This is a genomic window from Sphingobium phenoxybenzoativorans (assembly GCF_001757355.1).
GTDB classification, from domain to species: Bacteria; Pseudomonadota; Alphaproteobacteria; order Sphingomonadales; family Sphingomonadaceae; genus Sphingobium; species Sphingobium phenoxybenzoativorans.
Genome location: NZ_MINO01000006.1, coordinates 71,748 through 90,312, shown reverse-complemented (window position 1 = coordinate 90,312; position 18,565 = coordinate 71,748). Strand labels below are relative to the sequence as shown.

General features: G+C 62.2%; 16 protein-coding genes. 12 read left to right on the top strand and 4 right to left on the bottom strand.

The annotated features are described in order from the left end of the window. Positions 1-26 precede the first annotated feature (26 nt). A complete protein-coding gene (locus tag BHQ40_RS05185) occupies positions 27-1,442 on the bottom strand; it encodes a helix-turn-helix domain-containing protein (RefSeq protein ID WP_070153407.1) in 1,416 nt (471 codons plus the stop codon). 118 nt (positions 1,443-1,560) lie between these two features. Here BHQ40_RS05185 and BHQ40_RS05180 point away from each other — a divergent pair, with 118 nt between their 5' ends. The 10 genes from BHQ40_RS05180 (at position 1,561) to alr (ending at position 13,435) form a co-directional block, all read left to right on the top strand. Beyond that, positions 1,561-3,093, top strand: a complete 1,533-nt coding sequence (locus tag BHQ40_RS05180; RefSeq protein ID WP_070153596.1) for an acyl-CoA carboxylase subunit beta — start codon at positions 1,561-1,563, stop codon at positions 3,091-3,093. Positions 3,094-3,216: 123 nt separating this feature from the next. Then, positions 3,217-3,657, top strand: a complete 441-nt coding sequence (gene mce, locus BHQ40_RS05175; RefSeq protein ID WP_070153404.1) for a methylmalonyl-CoA epimerase — start codon at positions 3,217-3,219, stop codon at positions 3,655-3,657. Then, entirely contained in the window at positions 3,654-4,430 is a 777-nt protein-coding gene (locus BHQ40_RS05170; protein WP_070153401.1) for an enoyl-CoA hydratase-related protein, read from the top strand. Before mce ends, BHQ40_RS05170 begins: the two co-directional genes overlap by 4 nt. 1 nt (position 4,431) lies before the next feature. Next, on the top strand, positions 4,432-6,585 hold the full coding sequence (gene scpA / locus BHQ40_RS05165) for a methylmalonyl-CoA mutase (protein ID WP_070153399.1): 2,154 nt from the start codon (positions 4,432-4,434) through the stop codon (positions 6,583-6,585). Beyond that, complete coding sequence (gene bioB, locus BHQ40_RS05160) at positions 6,585-7,586, top strand: biotin synthase BioB (RefSeq protein WP_070153395.1); 1,002 nt, start codon at positions 6,585-6,587, stop codon at positions 7,584-7,586. The genes scpA and bioB overlap by 1 nt, the downstream gene beginning before the upstream one ends. A gap of 130 nt (positions 7,587-7,716) precedes the next feature. Then, positions 7,717-8,253, top strand: coding sequence for a hypothetical protein (locus BHQ40_RS05155; protein WP_070153392.1), 537 nt, complete (start codon positions 7,717-7,719; stop codon positions 8,251-8,253). Then, entirely contained in the window at positions 8,254-10,239 is a 1,986-nt protein-coding gene (locus tag BHQ40_RS05150) for an acetyl-CoA carboxylase biotin carboxylase subunit (protein WP_070153387.1), read from the top strand. A gap of 94 nt (positions 10,240-10,333) precedes the next feature. Then, positions 10,334-10,705: a tRNA-binding protein gene (locus BHQ40_RS05145; protein WP_070153384.1), complete on the top strand. Its 372-nt coding sequence runs from the start codon at positions 10,334-10,336 to the stop codon at positions 10,703-10,705. A gap of 62 nt (positions 10,706-10,767) precedes the next feature. Continuing rightward, positions 10,768-12,369 (top strand): MFS transporter, encoded by a 1,602-nt coding sequence (locus BHQ40_RS05140; RefSeq protein WP_070153381.1) that lies wholly within the window; start codon positions 10,768-10,770, stop codon positions 12,367-12,369. A 19-nt stretch (positions 12,370-12,388) separates the two neighbouring features. Then, positions 12,389-13,435, top strand: coding sequence for an alanine racemase (gene alr / locus BHQ40_RS05135; RefSeq protein ID WP_070153379.1), 1,047 nt, complete (start codon positions 12,389-12,391; stop codon positions 13,433-13,435). Between the two features lie 106 nt (positions 13,436-13,541). Here alr and BHQ40_RS05130 read toward each other — a convergent pair whose 3' ends face one another. Both BHQ40_RS05130 and BHQ40_RS05125 read right to left on the bottom strand, forming a co-directional pair. Then, positions 13,542-14,714 carry an acetyl-CoA C-acetyltransferase gene (locus tag BHQ40_RS05130; RefSeq protein WP_070153375.1) on the bottom strand — a complete coding sequence of 391 codons (1,173 nt, stop codon included), beginning with the start codon at positions 14,712-14,714 and terminating at the stop codon, positions 13,542-13,544. Between the two features lie 55 nt (positions 14,715-14,769). After that, complete coding sequence (locus BHQ40_RS05125; RefSeq protein ID WP_139139190.1) at positions 14,770-15,891, bottom strand: alpha/beta fold hydrolase; 1,122 nt, start codon at positions 15,889-15,891, stop codon at positions 14,770-14,772. On the opposite strand from BHQ40_RS05125, the gene phaR reads away from it, so the two are divergent. Both phaR and proS read left to right on the top strand, forming a co-directional pair. Further along, a complete protein-coding gene (gene phaR / locus BHQ40_RS05120) occupies positions 15,890-16,441 on the top strand; it encodes a polyhydroxyalkanoate synthesis repressor PhaR (protein ID WP_070153369.1) in 552 nt (183 codons plus the stop codon). The genes BHQ40_RS05125 and phaR overlap by 2 nt on opposite strands. Positions 16,442-16,554: 113 nt before the next feature. Beyond that, positions 16,555-18,078 (top strand): proline--tRNA ligase, encoded by a 1,524-nt coding sequence (proS, locus tag BHQ40_RS05115; RefSeq protein ID WP_070153366.1) that lies wholly within the window; start codon positions 16,555-16,557, stop codon positions 18,076-18,078. A 6-nt stretch (positions 18,079-18,084) separates the two neighbouring features. Here the strand turns inward: proS and BHQ40_RS05110 are convergent, their stop codons facing one another. Next, positions 18,085-18,552, bottom strand: a complete 468-nt coding sequence (locus BHQ40_RS05110; protein ID WP_070153363.1) for a cupin domain-containing protein — start codon at positions 18,550-18,552, stop codon at positions 18,085-18,087. Positions 18,553-18,565: the final 13 nt, after the last annotated feature.

The window sequence follows — 18,565 nt, the reverse complement described above, 5'->3', positions numbered from 1 at the left end:
AATTAACGGCAAATGGCCGGATTGTTTTAATCAATGAGGTAGGGAACGATCTGGCGATTATCCGGGTCGATGCGGATCGCCCGGTCGGCGGGCGGAAAGGCGCGCTGATCACAGCTATGCCGGGAGCATAGCCGGCAGGTCACGCCTATGGGCGTCGCTGACGCCTCGTCGTTCAGGCGCAGGCCATCGGCATAGACGAAATTGCCCGCATGTTCGACTTCACAGCCAAGAACAACGGCATAGCGACGCGGTGATCGCGCATAGCTGCCGGAAGGCTTCACCAGCCCCTTGGCCATGGAGACATAGCGGACGCCATCGGGCGTCTCGCCGAGCTGCACGTTGATCCGGTCGGGAATGGCGACCGTCTCATGCACGTTCCACAGCGGGCAGGCGCCGCCGAAACGCGCGAATTGCAGCCGGGTGGCGCTGTGCCGTTTGGTGATGTTGCCCGCCATGTCCACACGGCAGAAGAAGAAGGGAATGCCCCGCATGCCCGGCCGCTGCAGGGTAGAGAGGCGGTGGCACGCCTGCTCGAAGCTCACGCCGAAACGGCGGGCCAGTCTGTCGATATCATGCCGCAATTCGCGTGCGCTTTCCCGGAACCGGGCATAGGGCATCAGCAAGGCTCCGGCGGCATAATTGGCAAGACCAATGGTCAGCAGCCGGTCCGCTTCAAGGATCGGCAGGTTCGCCTGCCGCGCGACATCCGCGATCAGGGCCGATCCCTCCAGCATCATCAACTGGTGCGCCAGCATGAACTTGCGGCTTTCGGTGGGAAGGGCGGCGTTGATGAACAGCCGCTTGCTCACGCTCTCATAGGTGCGGAGCGCGGAATCAGGCGTTTCGGCGATCAGCGTTTCCAGCCCGTGCCGCCGCGCCAGCGCCTCAACCAGCATGCCCTCGTCCAGCTCGTCCCCCGCCCACAGCTTGGCCGCCATGTCTTCGGCAAGGCAATCGATCGAATGGACGTAATTGCCCGCGTCATGAAACCAGTCGCGCACCGCTTCCCAGGGCATGCGGGCTTGCGTCGCCGTGTCATTGGCGATCGCTTCCTCGATCATGTTCAGCCGCTCGTTGGCCTGCCGGTAGGCGCGATGCAGATCGACATAGCGGGCGGCGAACTCTGGGAATTGCAGGTGCAGCTTCTCGATCCGTTCCGGCTCCAGCGGCGCGCGCGATACCTCCGGATGCGCAAGCGCGAAGGTGAAGGCGCCCAGAAGCTGTTCCTCCTCCCGCGGGTCGAAAGCCGCCCAGTCGAGGGGGAATGCCTCGGCAAGCGCCGCCTTCACCTTTGCCGTCAAGGGGCGGTCGTCATTTTCTAGCTGGCTGAGATAGGATACGGAAATGCCTAGCATCGCGGCCATGGCAGCCTGGTCCATACGCTGGTCCAGCCGAAGTTGCCGAAGCTTTTGTCCCGCGAAAATCCGTGCGCCACGTGCCATTTTTCCGCAATAGTTTGCAAAACGGATGTTTGCAATTCCGCAAATTCACATTTGCGCTGCGGATGAAGCCGTGGAAAAGGAGCGGCTTGCCGCGTGGCGGTTGCAAGAGAGGATGCGCATGTCGAAGCTCGCTGTCGTCGAACAATTGGAAGCGAAACGGGAGGCGGCCCGCCTTGGCGGTGGCGAAAGGCGCATCGCCGCCCATCATTCCAAGGGCCGGTTGACAGCGCGCGAACGGCTGGACGTGCTGCTGGATGAAGGCAGCTTCGAAGAACTCGACATGTATGTCGAGCATAACTGCACCGATTTCGGCATGGACGAGCAGCATATCCCCGGCGACGGTGTTGTCACCGGATCGGGGACGGTCAACGGACGTCTGGTTTTCGTGTTCAGCCAGGATTTCACCGTGTTCGGCGGCTCGCTGTCCGAACGGCATGCGCAGAAGATCTGCAAGATCATGGACATGGCCATGAAGGTCGGCGCGCCGGTGATCGGCCTCAACGATTCCGGCGGCGCGCGCATCCAGGAGGGGGTCGCTTCGCTCGCTGGTTATGCCGAGGTGTTCCAGCGCAATGTGAACGCCAGTGGCGTTATCCCGCAGATCAGCGTCATCATGGGGCCGTGCGCGGGCGGCGCGGTCTATTCGCCGGCGATGACCGACTTCATCTTCATGGTGAAGGACAGCAGCTACATGTTCGTCACGGGTCCCGACGTCGTAAAGACCGTGACCAATGAGATCGTGACCCAGGAGGAACTGGGCGGCGCGGTGACGCACACCACCAAGTCTGGCGTCGCCGACGTGGCGTTCGAAAATGATATCGAGGCGCTGCTGGCGACCCGCGATTTCATCGACTTCCTGCCTGGATCGAACCGGGAGCCGGTGCCGGAGCGTCCGACCGCCGATGCATGGGACCGGATCGAGGAAAGCCTCGACACGCTGGTCCCGGCCAACGCCAACCAGCCCTATGATATGCATGAGCTGATCCGCAAGGTCGTCGACGAAGGCGATTTCTTTGAGGTGCAGCCGGCCCATGCAGGCAATATCATCTGCGGCTTCGGACGGATCGAGGGTAAGACGATCGGTATCGTCGCCAACCAGCCGATGGTGCTGGCGGGTTGCCTTGATATCGGTTCGTCGAAGAAGGCGGGGCGCTTCGTGCGCTTCTGCGATGCGTTCGATATTCCGATCATCACCTTTGTCGATGTGCCGGGCTTCCTGCCGGGCGTGGGGCAGGAGCATAACGGCATCATCAAGCATGGCGCGAAGTTGCTGTTCGCCTATGCCGAGGCGACCGTACCGAAGATCACCGTCATCACGCGGAAGGCCTATGGCGGCGCCTATGACGTCATGTCGTCCAAGCATCTGCGCGGCGACCTCAACTATGCCTGGCCGACCGCCGAAATCGCCGTGATGGGCGCGAAAGGCGCTGTCGAAATCATCTTCCGCGGCAAGACGCCGGAGGAAATCGCCGAGCGCACCGCCGAATATGAGGCGCGCTTCGCTAACCCGTTCGTTGCGGCAAGCAAAGGCTTTATCGATGAAGTGATCCAGCCGCATTCGACGCGCAAGCGGATCGCGCTGGGCCTGCGCAAGCTCAAGAATAAGAGCCTGGAGAATCCCTGGAAGAAGCACGATAATATTCCGCTGTGACTTGTTCCCCTCCCGCATGCGGGAGGGGTTAGGGGAGGGCATGTTCCTCTCGATTGATTGATTTCGCCGCTGGATTGGACAGGCCCTCCCCCGTCCCTCCCGCAAGCGGAAGGGGTGACTAGAATGAAACTCGGCCGTCTCAATCATATCGGCGTCGCCACGCCCTCGCTCGAAAAGAGCATCGCCTATTATCGCGACGTGATGGGCGCGACGAAGATTCACGCGCCTTTCGACCTGCCAGCGCAGGGCGTGAAGGTGTGCTTCGTGGATACGCCGGGCGAGAACGGGACGGCGGGAACACAGATCGAGCTTATCGAACCGTTCGACGAAAGCTCGCCGATCACGGCTTTTATCGCCAAGAACCCCGCCGGTGGCCAACATCATATGTGCTATGAAGTCCCCGACATCCATGAGGCGAAGGCATGGTTTGAGGGCAAGGGCGCGCGTGTTCTGGGCGAGCCGCGCATCGGCGCGCATGGGACGCTGATCTTCTTCGTCCACCCCAAGGACATGAACGGCGTCCTCACCGAGGTCATGGAAACGCCAAAGGAGGGCGCGCATTGAGCGAGCAGCATCTCCTCTACACGCTGGATGAGGGCGTCGCGATTCTGACGCTGAACCGGCCTGACCGGCTCAACGCGCTCAGCACGGCCCTTCTGGGCGATATCGGCGCGGCGCTCGATCGCGCTGTTGCCGATGGCGCGCGCTGCGTGCTGTTGAAGGGGGAGGGGCGCGCCTTTTCGTCCGGCGCCGATCTCGTCTCCACTGGTGGTCTGCCCGATGACCTGGGCCAGCTTCTGGAAGAACATTATAATCCTCTCGTCCGCAAATTTGCGGCGATCCCGGTCCCGGTGGTGAGCGCAGTGCAGGGCGCCGCCGCCGGGGCCGGCTGTTCCCTCGCGCTGGCGGCCGACCTGACGGTGGCGGCGCATTCCGCTTATTTCCTGCTGGCGTTCGCCAATATCGGTCTGGTTCCTGATGCCGGGGCGACATGGATGCTGGCGAAGGCCGTGGGGCGTTCGCGCGCCATGGAGATGGCGTTGCTGGGGGAGAAAATCCCAGCGGAAAAAGCCGCTGACTGGGGGCTGATCCACAAGGTTGTCGATGACGAGGCGCTGCATGACGCGGCGCTGGCATTGGCGAAGAAGCTTGCGGCCGGACCTGTGGTGGCGCTGGGCATGATACGCAAGGCGATCAATTCCGCGCTGGATTCATCGCTAGACGCCGTTCTCGATTCCGAACGCGACGATCAGCGCGCCGCAGGCCGCACCGAGGATGCGCGGGAGGCGATCACCGCCTTCGGCGAGAAGCGCAAGCCGGTTTTCAAGGGTAAGTGACATGACGGACAAGCCAACCCTCGACCAATGGTCGGCCGCAGCTTCGAAGGAAGTGAAGGGCAAGGACCTGAACTGGGAAACCCCGGAAGGGATTACCGTCAAGCCGCTCTACACCGCCGAGGATGTCACCGTCGATCCGGGCCTCCCCGGTTTTGCGCCGTTCACGCGCGGCGTGCGCGCATCCATGTATGCGGGCCGCCCCTGGACGATCCGGCAATATGCGGGATTCTCGACGGCCGAGGAATCCAACGCCTTTTACCGCCGCAATCTCGCGGCGGGTCAGAAGGGCCTGTCGGTCGCTTTCGACCTTGCTACCCATCGCGGCTATGACAGCGATCATCCCCGCGTCACGGGCGATGTCGGCAAGGCCGGCGTGGCGATCGACACGCTTGAGGACATGAAGATCCTGTTCGACGGCATCCCGCTCGACAAGATGTCGGTGTCGATGACCATGAATGGCGCGGTGATCCCGATCCTCGCCTTCTTCATTGTCGCGGGTGAGGAGCAGGGCGTCGATCGCAAGCTGCTCGACGGGACGGTCCAGAACGACATCCTCAAGGAGTTCATGGTCCGCAACACCTATATCTATCCGCCCGAACCCTCGATGCGGATCATCTCCGACATCTTCGGCTACACCTCGCGCGAGATGCCCAAGTTCAACAGCATCTCGATCTCCGGCTACCATATGCAGGAGGCCGGGGCGACGCAGGTGCAGGAGCTGGCCTTCACCATCGCCGACGGCGCGGAATATGTGCGTTATGGCGTGGCGTCGGGCTTGGACATCGACAAGTTCGCCGGGCGCCTGAGCTTCTTCTTCGCCATCGGCATGAACTTCTTCATGGAGATCGCCAAGCTGCGCGCCGCGCGCGTGCTGTGGCACCGGGTCATGACGAAGATGGGTGCGAAGGACGAACGGTCCAAGATGCTGCGCACCCACTGTCAGACCAGCGGCGTGTCGCTGACAGAGCAGGACCCGTACAATAACGTCATGCGTACGACGATAGAGGCGATGGCGGCAATGCTGGGCGGCACCCAGTCGCTCCACACCAATGCGCTGGACGAGGCGATTGCGCTGCCGACGGATTTCTCCGCACGCATCGCCCGCAATACGCAAATCGTCATCCAGGAGGAGACCGGCATGTGCAATGTCGTCGATCCCCTGGGCGGCAGCTATTATGTCGAGGCCCTGACCCAGCAGCTCGTGGACGAGGCGTGGGAAATCATCGAGCGCGTCGAGGCCGAAGGCGGCATGGCGAAGGCCGTTGCGGCCGGCTGGCCCAAGGCGATGATCGAAACCGCCGCCGCCGCGCGTCAGGCGCGGGTCGACCGCGGCGACGACGTGATCGTGGGCGTAAACAAATATCGCCTCGCCAATGAGGACCTTCTCGAAACGCTGGAAGTCGACAACGCCAAGGTGCGCGAAGGCCAGATCGCCCGCATCAACAAGGTGAAGGCGGAGCGTGACAGCGCAAAATGCGAAGCTGCTTTGCAAGCGCTGCGAGAAGGGGCGGCTGCGCCAGCCAGCCTGGAGAATAATCTGCTCGCCCTGGCCGTCGAATGCGCCCGCGCCCGCGCGACGCTGGGCGAGATTTCTTCCGCCATGGAGGAGAGCTTCGACCGCTATGGGACGCAGCCGACGCCGGTGAAGGGCGTCTATGCCAAGCCCTATGAAGGCGACAGCCGCTGGCAGCAGGTGCTGGACGGCGTGAAGGCGGTTGAGCGCCGGATGGGCCGCAAACCCAAGCTTCTTGTCGCTAAAATGGGCCAGGACGGGCATGACCGCGGCGCGAATATCATCGCTTCTGCCTTTGGCGACATGGGGTTCGATGTTGTGTCCGGGCCTTTGTTCCAGACGCCCGACGAGACGGTCGTTCTTGCGCTGGAGAGCGAGGTCGATGTGGTCGGCGCGTCCAGCCTGGCGGCGGGTCACAAGACGCTGATCCCGGAGCTGATCCAGAAGCTGCGCGAACAGGGCCGCAACGACATTAAGGTCATTGCAGGCGGTGTTATCCCGCCCCAGGATTATGACTATCTGCGTGACGCAGGCGTTCAGGGGATTTATGGCCCTGGCTCCAACGTCGTGGAATGCGCCGCAGACGTGCTGCGCCTCCTCGGCCACAACATGCCCCCCGCGGGGCTGGAGGAAGCTGCGTAATGACCGTAGAAGTTCGTACCGACTGGACGCGTGAGGAGATCGCCGCGCTGTTCGACCTGCCCTTCAACGACCTGATGTTTGAGGCGCAGACCGTTCACCGTGCGAACCATCCGCGCAATGAGGTTCAGCTTTCCACGCTGCTGTCGATCAAGACCGGCGGCTGCCCGGAGGATTGCGGCTATTGCAACCAGTCCGCGTCCGCTGAATCGGGGCTGAAGGCCGAAAAGCTGATGAGCGTGCAAGCGGTCATGCAAGCGGCGGCGCAGGCGAAGGACGCGGGCAGCTCACGCTTCTGCATGGGCGCGGCCTGGCGCAACCCCAAGGATCGCGACATGCCCGCCATCGTCTCGATGGTGAAGGGCGTGCGCCAGATGGGCATGGAAACCTGCATGACGCTCGGCATGTTGACCGAGGGGCAGGCCAAGACGCTCGCCGATGCGGGGTTGGACTATTACAACCATAATATCGACACCTCGCCCGAACATTATGAGAAGGTGATCACCACCCGGACGTTCGACGACCGGCTGGAAACGCTGGAGAATGTCCGCAATTCGGGCATCAATGTCTGTTCTGGCGGCATTGTCGGCATGGGCGAGACCCGCGAGGACCGGGTTGGCTTCCTCCATGCGCTCGCGACCCTGCCCAGACATCCCGACAGCGTGCCGATCAATGCGCTCGTCCCCGTGAAGGGCACGGTGCTGGGCAATATGCTGGCCGACACGCCGCTGGCCAAGATCGACGAGATCGAGTTTGTCCGCACGGTCGCCGTTGCGCGTGTCGTGATGCCGGAAAGCATGGTCCGCCTGTCGGCAGGCCGCGAGAGCATGTCGGAAGCCTGTCAGGCGCTCTGCTTCATGGCCGGCGCGAACAGCATCTTCACCGGCGACAAGCTGCTGACGACCCCCAATGCGGGCGACAATGCCGACGCGGCGCTGTTCGCCAAGCTGGGCGTCGTGCCGATGCAGGCGGAAGTGAAGGCGCATCTGGAGGCGGCCGAGTGACATACGCGCCCACCCTCGTCACCCCGGCCTTGAGCCGGGGTCCCGCTTCTTCTCTGCTCTCGCGCGAGAAGAAGGCGGGATGCCGGATCAAGTCCGGCATGACGGGTGTGAGTGAAGTTCTGGCAGCAAAATGAGCTATCAGCCGTCCGTCGCTGTAAATGCCAGATGGGTTTTGGCCTTTTTGCTGCTGGTCTGGGCTTTAGCCAATGGCGGTCCAGCCATTGGCGTATTTGCCGAGCGCGCGTTTGATCCTTTGAACTGGCGCTTGAATGAGATGGAGCCCATTTTCCGCAATTCGCGCACTTGGGGAGGATACTGGGTACTGGGCTCTGTAGTTGCGACCGCCATAGTCGCCGTTCCAGTCGCCTGCATTGCGCTCCTGCGCAAACCAGACGGTGAAACTCGGACGCTTAGAATGAGCGCGTTTCTTACGCTGGTAATTTGGTTTGCCTTCTTTGGCATGCTCTATTTTTCGATTGGGTTCGGCGGCCAGATGCGTTCGATGGACGACCCCAAATGCATTTATGCAGAAACGCCTGGCCCTTACGAATGTGACGTCAACGGCGTCAACTTCTTCATGCTGGCCCTCCCGACGATCAACGCGATTGTGTCGGCTACACTTCTCATTTCCACATGGTTTGTATTTAAGCGAGAGAGCAAAACTTAAATGGCAATCACGAAAATCCTGATCGCGAACCGTGGCGAGATCGCATGCCGGGTCATGCGCACCGCCAAGAAGATGGGCATCAAGACCGTCGCGGTCTATTCCGACGCTGACTCCCGCGCGCCGCATGTGCTGATGGCCGACGAAGCCGTGCATATCGGCCCGTCGCCAGCCGCCCAGTCATACCTGATTGCCGACAAGATCATCGAAGCATGCAAGCAGACTGGCGCTGACGCGGTTCATCCCGGCTACGGTTTCCTGTCGGAGCGGGAAAGCTTCCGCAACGCGCTGGATGCTGAAGGCATCATCTTCGTCGGTCCGCCCGCCAATGCGATCGCCGCGATGGGCGACAAGATCGAATCCAAGAAGCTCGCGATGGAAGCGGGCGTCAATGTCGTCCCCGGCTTCGTCGGCGTGATCGACGATACCGAGCATGCCGTGAAAATCTCCAACGAGATCGGCTATCCGGTGATGATGAAGGCGTCGGCTGGCGGCGGCGGCAAGGGTATGCGCCTTGCCTATAGCGAGCAGGATGTCCGTGAAGGTTTTGAGGCGACGAAGCGCGAGGGCCTCAACAGCTTCGGCGACGACCGCGTGTTCATCGAGAAATTCATCGAAAGCCCGCGCCATATCGAGATCCAGGTGCTGGGCGATCAGCATGGCAATATCGTCTACCTCAACGAGCGGGAATGCTCGATCCAGCGCCGCCATCAGAAGGTGGTCGAGGAAGCGCCGTCGCCCTTCGTCAGCCCGGAAATGCGCAAGAAGATGGGCGAGCAGTGCGTCGCGCTGGCCCGCGCCGTCGGCTATTTCAGCGCAGGCACGGTCGAGCTGATCGTGTCGGGCGAGGACAAGACCGGCGACGGTTTCTACTTCCTGGAAATGAATACCCGCCTGCAGGTTGAGCATCCCGTCACCGAGCAGATCACCGGCGTCGATCTGGTCGAGCAGATGATCCGCGTCGCCAATGGCGAGAAGCTGGCGTTCACGCAGGCGGATGTGAAGATCAACGGCTGGTCGGTTGAGAACCGCGTCTATGCCGAGGACCCCTATCGCGGCTTCCTGCCCTCCACGGGCCGTCTGTCGCGCTACAGCCCGCCAGAGGAAGGCGACGGCGTGCGCGTAGATGACGGCGTTGCTGAAGGCGGCGAGGTCAGCATGTTCTATGACCCGATGATCGCCAAGCTGATCACCTATGCGCCGACCCGGCTGGAGGCGATCGACAAGCAGATCGACGCGCTCGACAAGTTCGAAATCGACGGTCCCGGTCACAATATCGATTTCCTGTCCGCCATCATGCAGCATGAGCGGTTCCGCAGCGGCAACATCACCACCGGCTTCATAGCCGAGGAATATCCCGAAGGGTTCGAGGGCGCGCCCGCGTCACCGGAATTGCTCAGGAAGCTTGCCGCTGTCGGCGCATTCGCCGCCACCGCCTATGCTGACCGTGCGCGCCGCATCGATGGCCAGCTCGGCAAGCGCCTTCGCCCGCCCAGCATGTGGGAAGTGAAGATTGGCGGCGCTGTGCATCAGGTCGGCTTCGACGTCGATGAAGTGGTCGTCGATGGCGAAGTGATGGACATGAGCCTGGAATATACGCCGGGCGACAGGCTGGTCGAAGCGGAGTTTGATGGTGTTAAGCTGGCGGTCAAGATCGCTCCGGTCCGCAGCGGATTCCGACTGACGGCGCATGGCGCGAGTCATGTGCTGCGCGTGCTGCCGGCCCATATCGCCCCATTCGCCGCGCACATGATCGAGAAGATTCCGCCGGACCTTTCGCGCTTCCTGATCTGTCCGATGCCGGGCCTGCTGGTGAAGCTGCATGTCGGCGAAGGCGAGAAGGTTGAGGCTGGTCAGCCGCTCGCGGTGATCGAGGCGATGAAGATGGAAAACATCCTGCGCGCGCAGAAGGCGGGTGTGGTGAAATCCGTTTCCGCCAAGCAGGGTGACAGCCTGCCCGTGGACGCCATCATTCTGGAGATGGAATAATCTTCTCCGTTCGGGCTGAGCCGTTCGACTGCCTGCAAAGCGGGTACTCAGGACAGGCTTCGACAAGCCCGGCCCGAACGGATAAGGGGCTAATATGCACCTCAATCACGATCCATCCGCCCCAGCCGCCCCGGAAATCAGCTTCGACGATTTTCTGAAGGTCGATATCCGTATCGGCACCATCGTTTTGGCAGAACCTTTCCCGGAAGCGCGCAAACCCGCGTTCAAGCTTGTTATCGATTTCGGTCCGGTGCTGGGACATAAAAAGAGCAGCGCGCAGATTACGGAAAATTACGCGCTAGAAAGCCTTGCCGGGCGGAAGGTTGCGGCGGTCGTCAATTTTCCCCGGCGTCAGATCGGCAAATTCATGTCGGAGGTGCTCACCCTGGGCTTTGCCGATGAGGCTGGTGCGGTTGTCCTGTTCGCGCCGGATCGGGACGTGCCGGATGGCTCCCGGCTGTTCTGACCCTTGTGCAGGGTGCAGGAAACATACAGGATATGGGCAATGATCGGAAATAGGGGCGCATAATGGCGGAAGCCGCGGGGGTTGGTGCTGATTATGTGATGAATGCGAAACGTGACCGGCTGGTCATCGCCGCATCGTCGCTGGGCACAGTGTTCGAATGGTATGATTTCTTCATCTATGGCACGCTCGCCGCGATCATCGGCAGGACCTTCTTCCCGACCGACAACCCGACCGTCGAACTGCTCTATTCCCTCGCCGGTTTTGCCGTTGGGTTCGGTTTTCGTCCCCTTGGCGCAGTGCTTTTCGGATATCTCGGAGACAAGCTGGGCCGCAAATATACCTTCCTGGCGACGATTGTGCTCATGGGCGTCGCCACGGCAGGCGTGGGCATCCTGCCTTCCGCCGCGACGATCGGCTATGCCGCACCCGCGATCCTGATCCTGCTGCGCATATGTCAGGGACTGGCGCTGGGCGGGGAATATGGCGGCGCGGCCATCTATGTCGCGGAACATGCGCCGCCGGAAAAGCGGGGCTTCTACACCAGCTTCATTCAGGCCGGCGTTGTCGGCGGCTTCATCCTGTCGCTTATCGTCGTGCTTGGCACGCAATGGGTGCTTGGCCAGGAGGCATGGGACGCATGGGGCTGGCGCTTCCCGTTCCTGTTCTCGTTGGCGCTGCTCGCTTTCTCGCTCTGGATGCGCCTGAAGCTCAAGGAAAGTCCGGTGTTCGTCGCCATGAAGGCGGCTGGTGAGCAGGCGAAGAACCCGCTGAAGGAAACCTTCACCTATCCGGGCAACAAGAAGCGGATCTTCGTCGCGCTGTTCGGCGTCGCCGCGGGGCTGACGGTCATCTGGTACACGGCGATGTTCCAGGTTCTCTATTTCCTCCAGAACGCGCTCAAGGTCGAACCGGTTGTCGCCCAGATGGTGGTGGGATTCGGGGCGACCACGGGCCTCGTCTTCTTCCTGTTTTTCGGGCATTTGTCGGACAAGATCGGGCGCAAAAAGCCGGTGGTCATTGGCTATGCCGCCACGCTGCTCCTCCTTTTTCCCATTTTCCACCTGATCGGCAGCGCCGCCAATCCCGATCTTGCCAAATTGTCCGCCCGCGCGCCGGTCGTCGTCAGCGGACCCAATTGCAGCTATGATCCGTTTGCGAAGGTTCAGCCCACCGACTGCGGCAAGCTGCTCGACTATTTCTCCAAAAAGGGCGTGCATTATACCAAGGCGGTATCGCCCACGGCGCAGGTTAGCATCGCCGGTGCGGTTCAGGCCGATACCAGTCCCGCTGCGCTGGACGCAGCGCTGGCCGCTCAGGGCTATGACTTCGCCAAGGTCACGCCGTCTGGCGCGCAACTGTTCATGATCTTCGTGGGCGTGCTGGCGCTCTCGGCCCTTTCTGGCGCAACCTATGGGCCTGTCGCGGCGATGCTGTCGGAATTATTCCCGGCGCGCATCCGTTATAGCTCCATGTCGATCCCCTATCATATCGGGACGGGCTATTTCGGCGGGTTCCTGCCGCTGGTCAGTCAATATATCGTTGCAAAGACCGGCGATCCCTATTCGGGCCTCTGGTATACGATAGCGGTGGTGGCGATGGCGCTGGCCGTCGCGCTGTGGGGCCTCCCGGAGACGCGCGGCGCGAAACTGGACGCGACTGGTTGAGGCCGCTATCGGCTCGGCCATGAGTTCATCGTCCGCCGCTCCGCTTCGCCTGCGCCTTGATAGGGAGGCGCTGGTTTCCAACTGGCGCTGGCTGCGCGCTGTGGGCGGGGATGCTGCATGCGGCGCGGCGATCAAGGCCAATGGTTATGGCCTTGGCGCACGGCAGGTCATGGCGCATCTCGCTGCCGCCGGATGCCGGGATTTCTTTGTGGCGACCTGGGCGGAGGCGGAGGCGCTCATGCCCTTGCCGGAGGGCGTGTCGCTGTCCGTACTGCACGGCGTCCGTGCCGAGGATATGCCTGCTGCGCTTTCGGGCGTGGCCAGGCCCGTGCTGAACACGCCGGAGCAGGTTGCGCGTTGGCGGGAGGCTGGCGGCGGCGCTTGCGACGTGATGATCGATACCGGGATCAATCGCCTCGGCCTCGACTGGCGACAGGATTGCGCGGCGCTGACCGAGGGGCTGACGATCCATACGCTGATGAGTCATCTGGCCTGCGCGGATGAGGATCATGCCCTCAACGCCCAGCAGCGGGATAGCTTTGCGGATGTCGCGCAGGGGGTGAAAGCCGGACGCCTCAGCCTTTCCAACAGCGCCGGGATTTTGCTCGGTGAGTCCTATCGTTTCGGTCTTACCCGCCCTGGATTGGCGCTCTATGGCGGCATGCCTCGCGCTGAAGCGGAAAGCGGCATTCGCCAGGTCGTGTTTCCCCAGGCGCAGATACTCCAGCGCCGGAAAATACGGGCGGGCGATACGGCTGGGTACAGCGCGACCTTCACGGCCACGCAGGACGTGGAGGCGGCGATCCTAAACCTTGGCTATGCCGACGGGTATCTGAGGGGTTTTTCGGGCCGAGGCGCTGCGCTGGCGGGAGGCGCGCGCTTGCCTGTCCTTGGCCGGGTGTCGATGGACTTGCTGATCATCGATGTCAGCGCGCAGCCTGATCTCGCCGAGGGTGACTGGGTCGACATCGAATATGATCTGCGGATTGCGTCTGCGCAGTCGGGCCTGTCGCATTATGAACTGCTGACAGGCCTTGGCGCACGGTACGACCGAATGTGGGCCTAGACCGTTTTTCCATTCGTCCTGAGCGTGTCGAAGTGCCGTACTGTTCTTCAGAATAGGCAGGGCTTCGACACGCTCAGCCCGAACGGCTCATTCGGGAAACTTTGCCTCAGCGCTCGACGCACATGGCGATGCCCATGCCGCCGCCGATGCAGAGAGTGACGAGACCCTTCTTGGCGTCCCGCTTGCCCATTTCATAAAGCAGGGTTGTCAGCACGCGCGCGCCCGACGCGCCAATGGGGTGGCCGATGGCGATCGCGCCGCCATTGACGTTCACCTTCTCCGCATCCCAGCCAAGTTCCTTGCCAACGGCCAGCGCCTGGGCGGCAAATGCTTCGTTCGCTTCGATCAGGTCCAGGTCGGACAGTTTCCAGCCCGCCTTCTCCAGCGCCTTGCGGCTCGCCGGGGCAGGGCCGATGCCCATGATGGAGGGATCAACGCCGCAGGTCGCCCAGGACGCGATCCGTCCCAGAACCGGGCTTCCCCGCTTGGCGGCTTCGGCGGCGGACATCAGCACCAGCGCCGCTGCGCCGTCATTGATGCCGCTGGCGTTGGCGGCCGTTACAGTGCCGTCCTTCTTGAAGGCCGGGCGCAGGCCCTGCATCGCATCGATGGTCGCCCCGGCGCGGATATATTCGTCGGCATCGACGATGGTGTCGCCCTTGCGGCCCTTGACGGTCACGGGAGCGATTTCGTCAACGAAGCGGCCGGCGGCGCGCGCCGCTTCCGCCTTGTTCTGGCTGGCGACGGCGAAGGAATCCTGCTCCTCGCGGGTCACCTGATATTTCTCGGCCACATTCTCGGCCGTGATGCCCATATGATAGGCGTTGAAGGCGTCGGTCAGCCCATCGAGGATCATCGTATCGACCAGGCTGGCATTGCCCATCTTGGTGCCCGCACGCATCGCCTGCGCATGGGGGGAAAGCGACATGCTCTCCTGGCCGCCCGCAATCATGATCGCGGCGTCGCCGGTCTGGATCGCCTGCGCCGCCAGCGCCACAGCGCGCAGGCCCGATCCGCAAACCTGGTTGATGCCGAACGCGGTGCGTTCGATGGGGATGCCCGCATTGACGGACGCCTGCCGCGCCGGATTCTGGCCCTGGGCGGCGGTTAGCACCTGTCCCAGAATCACTTCGTCCACTTCCGCCGGAGCCACGCCCGCCTGCGTCAGCGCTGCCTCTATGGCCACCCGGCCAAGCTCATGCGCCGGGGTCGTCCCGAATGCGCCAAGGAAGCTTCCAACGGCCGTACGTTTGGCTGCGGTGATGACGATGTCGGTCATGATGAAACCTCCCACTATCCTGAGGACACTATCTCAAACTGGGCGGGCCTTAGCATCAGCCTCCATGCTTGGATAGCCACCCGGAGAGCCGGTCCCACAGGGTTTCCTGCGCGCGGCTGCTGACGATCATGCCGACATGGCCCAGCTTCAGCGTCCAGTTCTCGTCCAGCACGGGCGAGGACGCCGCCGGCACGATTCTGTCGGTCAGCGACGCGATCGACAGGGTGGGGCAGGGCAGGTCCGTAGCCGAGGCGTGCTGGCCGCTGATTGTCCACTGGCCCAGGCCCGTGGCATTGCCTGCATAGAGATGCTCGAACAATTGCTCCCCGGCCGCATAGGTCAGGGGCGGCCCCTCATTGGCCCAGTCCTCAAGCGCGAGGAACGCCTGTTCAGCGTGCGAACCGGGAGCCATATCTCCGAACGCTGCATATTTGCGGATCGTCCGCGCCGGATCGAGCGACCAGAAACCCGATTGCAGCACCTCCATCGGCACATAGCCCAGCCGGGCGCACACCGCCTTGGCGTTACTCCACAGCCGGGCGACTTCCTCCCGCGCGTCGGGCGGGAAGCCGTCGAAGTTCCAGGGCGATGCAATCGCGGCGACGGCGGCCACGGGCATGATGGCGGCAAGCCCCAGGGCCAATGTGCCGCCCAGGCAATAGCCGGCCAGGATGACGGGGCGGCCGATGCTTTCAATCAGGGGAACCAGCTTCCGTTCAATATGGCCCGCCAGGTCCAGCCCCGTCTCGCCAGCCTCCGGCGTTCCCCAATCGATCAGCCACGGATCATGACCGCGCGCAGCAAGGTAGCGCAGCATGGATTGCCGCTCGGATAGGTCAAGCACAGTAGGCGGGTTGATCAGCGAAGGGATGAAAACCACTGGCGCCGGTGCGGTAAGAGATTGGGATTTCGTGATTTTTGGGCGGTTTTCCGTGCCATAATGCAACAATCGCGTATTTTGCGCGGATGCTGCGGCGCGGGGCGGGGGAGGCGGAAGCGGGCGTGAAGCGTTCTGATATCGCGACAATCCCTCGAACGCGCGCTGCCGCAACGCTGGATCGCCGTGCGTTTCCCGCCACAATATGTCGAGAAACAGCGGTAATGGCCGCGGTCCATGTTGCGGTGCAGAAACCTTTGGTGCTATTGCAGCATCAACTGGGATGGGAGCTTCATTCATGGCCAAGTCTAAGGTGGCGGGCGATTCGGAACCGGTGACGATCAAGAAGTACGCTAACAGGCGGCTCTACAACACCGAAACATCAAGCTATATCACGCTCGACCTGCTTTCGCAGATGACGCGCGAAGGCCGGGAGTTCGTTGTTGTCGACGCCAAGACCGGCGAGGACATCACCCACAATGTCCTGACCCAGATCATCATGGAGGAGGAACAGCGCGGCAAGAATATGCTGCCGGTGAACTTCCTGCGCCAGCTTATCTCCATGTACGGCGATTCGATGCAGTCGATGGTGCCGCAATATCTGGAAGCCTCCATGGAGGCGTTCCGCAAGAATCAGAAGCAGTTTCAGGACGCCATGCAGGGCGCCTTTGCCGGCGGTCCGCTGGCGGAGATCGCCAAGCGCAACATGAAGCTGTTCGAAGCCGCGACGAGCGCATTTCAGGGCAAGGATGCTCCGGCCGAGCAGGGGGACGACAAGGATGACGAGATCGCGCAGTTGAAGGCGCAACTCGCCAGCCTGAACGCCAAGATCGAGAAGCTGGCCAAATAATCTTCCCGCGTCCGGTCTGCATGGGCTGACCGGACGTGCGCGTGCCGCCAGCCTCGACATGACCGGCCTGCTTGCCTATGGGCGAGGGATTCCCGCAAATTCAGGTCAGGTCAGTGAAACACGCTCTCAACGTCACCCGCGAACAGGATTTCGCCGCCTGGTATCAGGCGGTCATTTCCGAGGCCGATCTTGCCGAGGAATCCGGCGTAAGGGGCTGCATGGTCATTCGCCCCTGGGGCTATGGCATATGGGAGCGTATGCAGAAGCTTCTGGACGCCGAGATCAAGGCGACCGGGCATGAGAATTGCTATTTCCCGCTGTTCATCCCGCTTTCCTTCTTCGAGAAAGAAGCGGAGCATGTCGACGGCTTCGCCAAGGAAATGGCGGTCGTCACGCATCACCGGCTGATCCAGAAGGACGGTCGGCTGGTTCCCGATCCGGAAGCGAAGCTGGAGGAGCCGCTGGTCGTGCGGCCCACGTCCGAAACCGTTATCGGCGCGGCATTCTCCCGCTGGGTGCAGAGCTGGCGCGACCTGCCCGTGCTGATCAACCAATGGGCCAATGTCGTGCGCTGGGAAATGCGCACCCGCATGTTCCTGCGTACCAGCGAGTTTCTCTGGCAGGAGGGGCACACCGCGCACGCTACGCCGGAGGAAGCGCGCGAGGAAACCCTCAAGATGCTGGAGGTCTATCGCAGCTTCGCCGAAGATTGTCTGGCGATGCCGGTGATCGCGGGCGAGAAGCCGGAGAATGAGCGTTTTCCCGGCGCTGTTTCGACCTATTCGATTGAGGCGATGATGCAGGACGGCAAAGCCCTGCAGGCGGGCACCTCGCATTTCCTTGGCACCACCTTCTCAAGCGCCCAGAATATCCGCTTCCAGAATAGCGAGGGGCAGCAGGAACTGGCGCACACCACAAGTTGGGGCGTGTCCACCCGCATGATTGGCGGCGTCATCATGGTGCATGGCGACGATGACGGGCTGCGCTGTCCGCCGCGCATCGCGCCACATCAGATCGTCATTGTGCCCATGCTGCGCGATACGCCGGAGGATGAGGATATTCTCGCCTATTGCGCGGAAATCACCGAAGCGCTCAACGCGCAGGATGTTTTCCGCGAACCGGTCCGCGCGCATCTCGACCGCAAGTCGGCCAAGGCTGCGAACAAGCGCTGGGGTTGGGTGAAAAAGGGCGCGCCGGTCATTGTCGAGGTTGGCGGCCGCGATCTGGCGGCGGGCAATGTTTCCGTGCTGCGCCGTGACCGGCTCTACAAGGCGGATGGAAAGCTCGACAGCGCCATCATGGCGAAGGGCGACTTTATTGGTGGCGCAGTGCAACTGCTCGCCGAAATCCAGACGGCATTGCATGAGGAGGCGACCGCGTTCATTTCGCGCAACATAAACCGTGACGTGAAAGACATGGAAGGGTTGAAGGCGTGGTTCTCGGCCGCGCGTCCCGGCTGGCTGGAAGTGCAGTGGAGCAAGCCCACCGGCGCGGCGCTCGACAAGGTGGTGGAAACGCTCAAGGGCCTGAAACTGACGCTGCGCAACGTGCCATCCGATGCCGGGCCCGCCGATGGCGCATGCATCTTTACCGGCGATGCCGCCGTGGAGCGCGTCCTCGTGGGCCGCGCCTATTAAATTGTATCAGTCCGCCTGCGCCAATCGCGTTTCCCGGCGCGCGGGCTTGATTTCCACCAGGTCGGCATGGCTGTTGGGGAAGGAGATCACCAGCATCTCCAGCGGCGCTCCGCTGGGGTTGCGGGCCTGGTGCACCTTGCCCGGTTCGATCTCTATGCCTTCGCCGGCCTTGACGACGTTGGAATAATCATCGGCCTCCATCACCAGCTCGCCTGACAGGACATAGAAGAACTGGCGGGCTTTCTTGTGATAATGGGCCACTTCCTCGCCGCCGGACACCATGCGTTCCTGAATGACGGTCATGTCCTGGCGTTTGACCAGATACCATCCGTCATTCTTTCCGCCCCAGACATAATGGTCGGCCCCATCCTTGTTGATGGCGTATGCAAGGCGGGTTTTGTCGTCGCGCGCATCGGCCGCGCCGTGAAGAAGAAGCGCCGCGAGCGCCAAGCCGGATCTGTAGATGTGACCCATGTTTTTCTCCCTT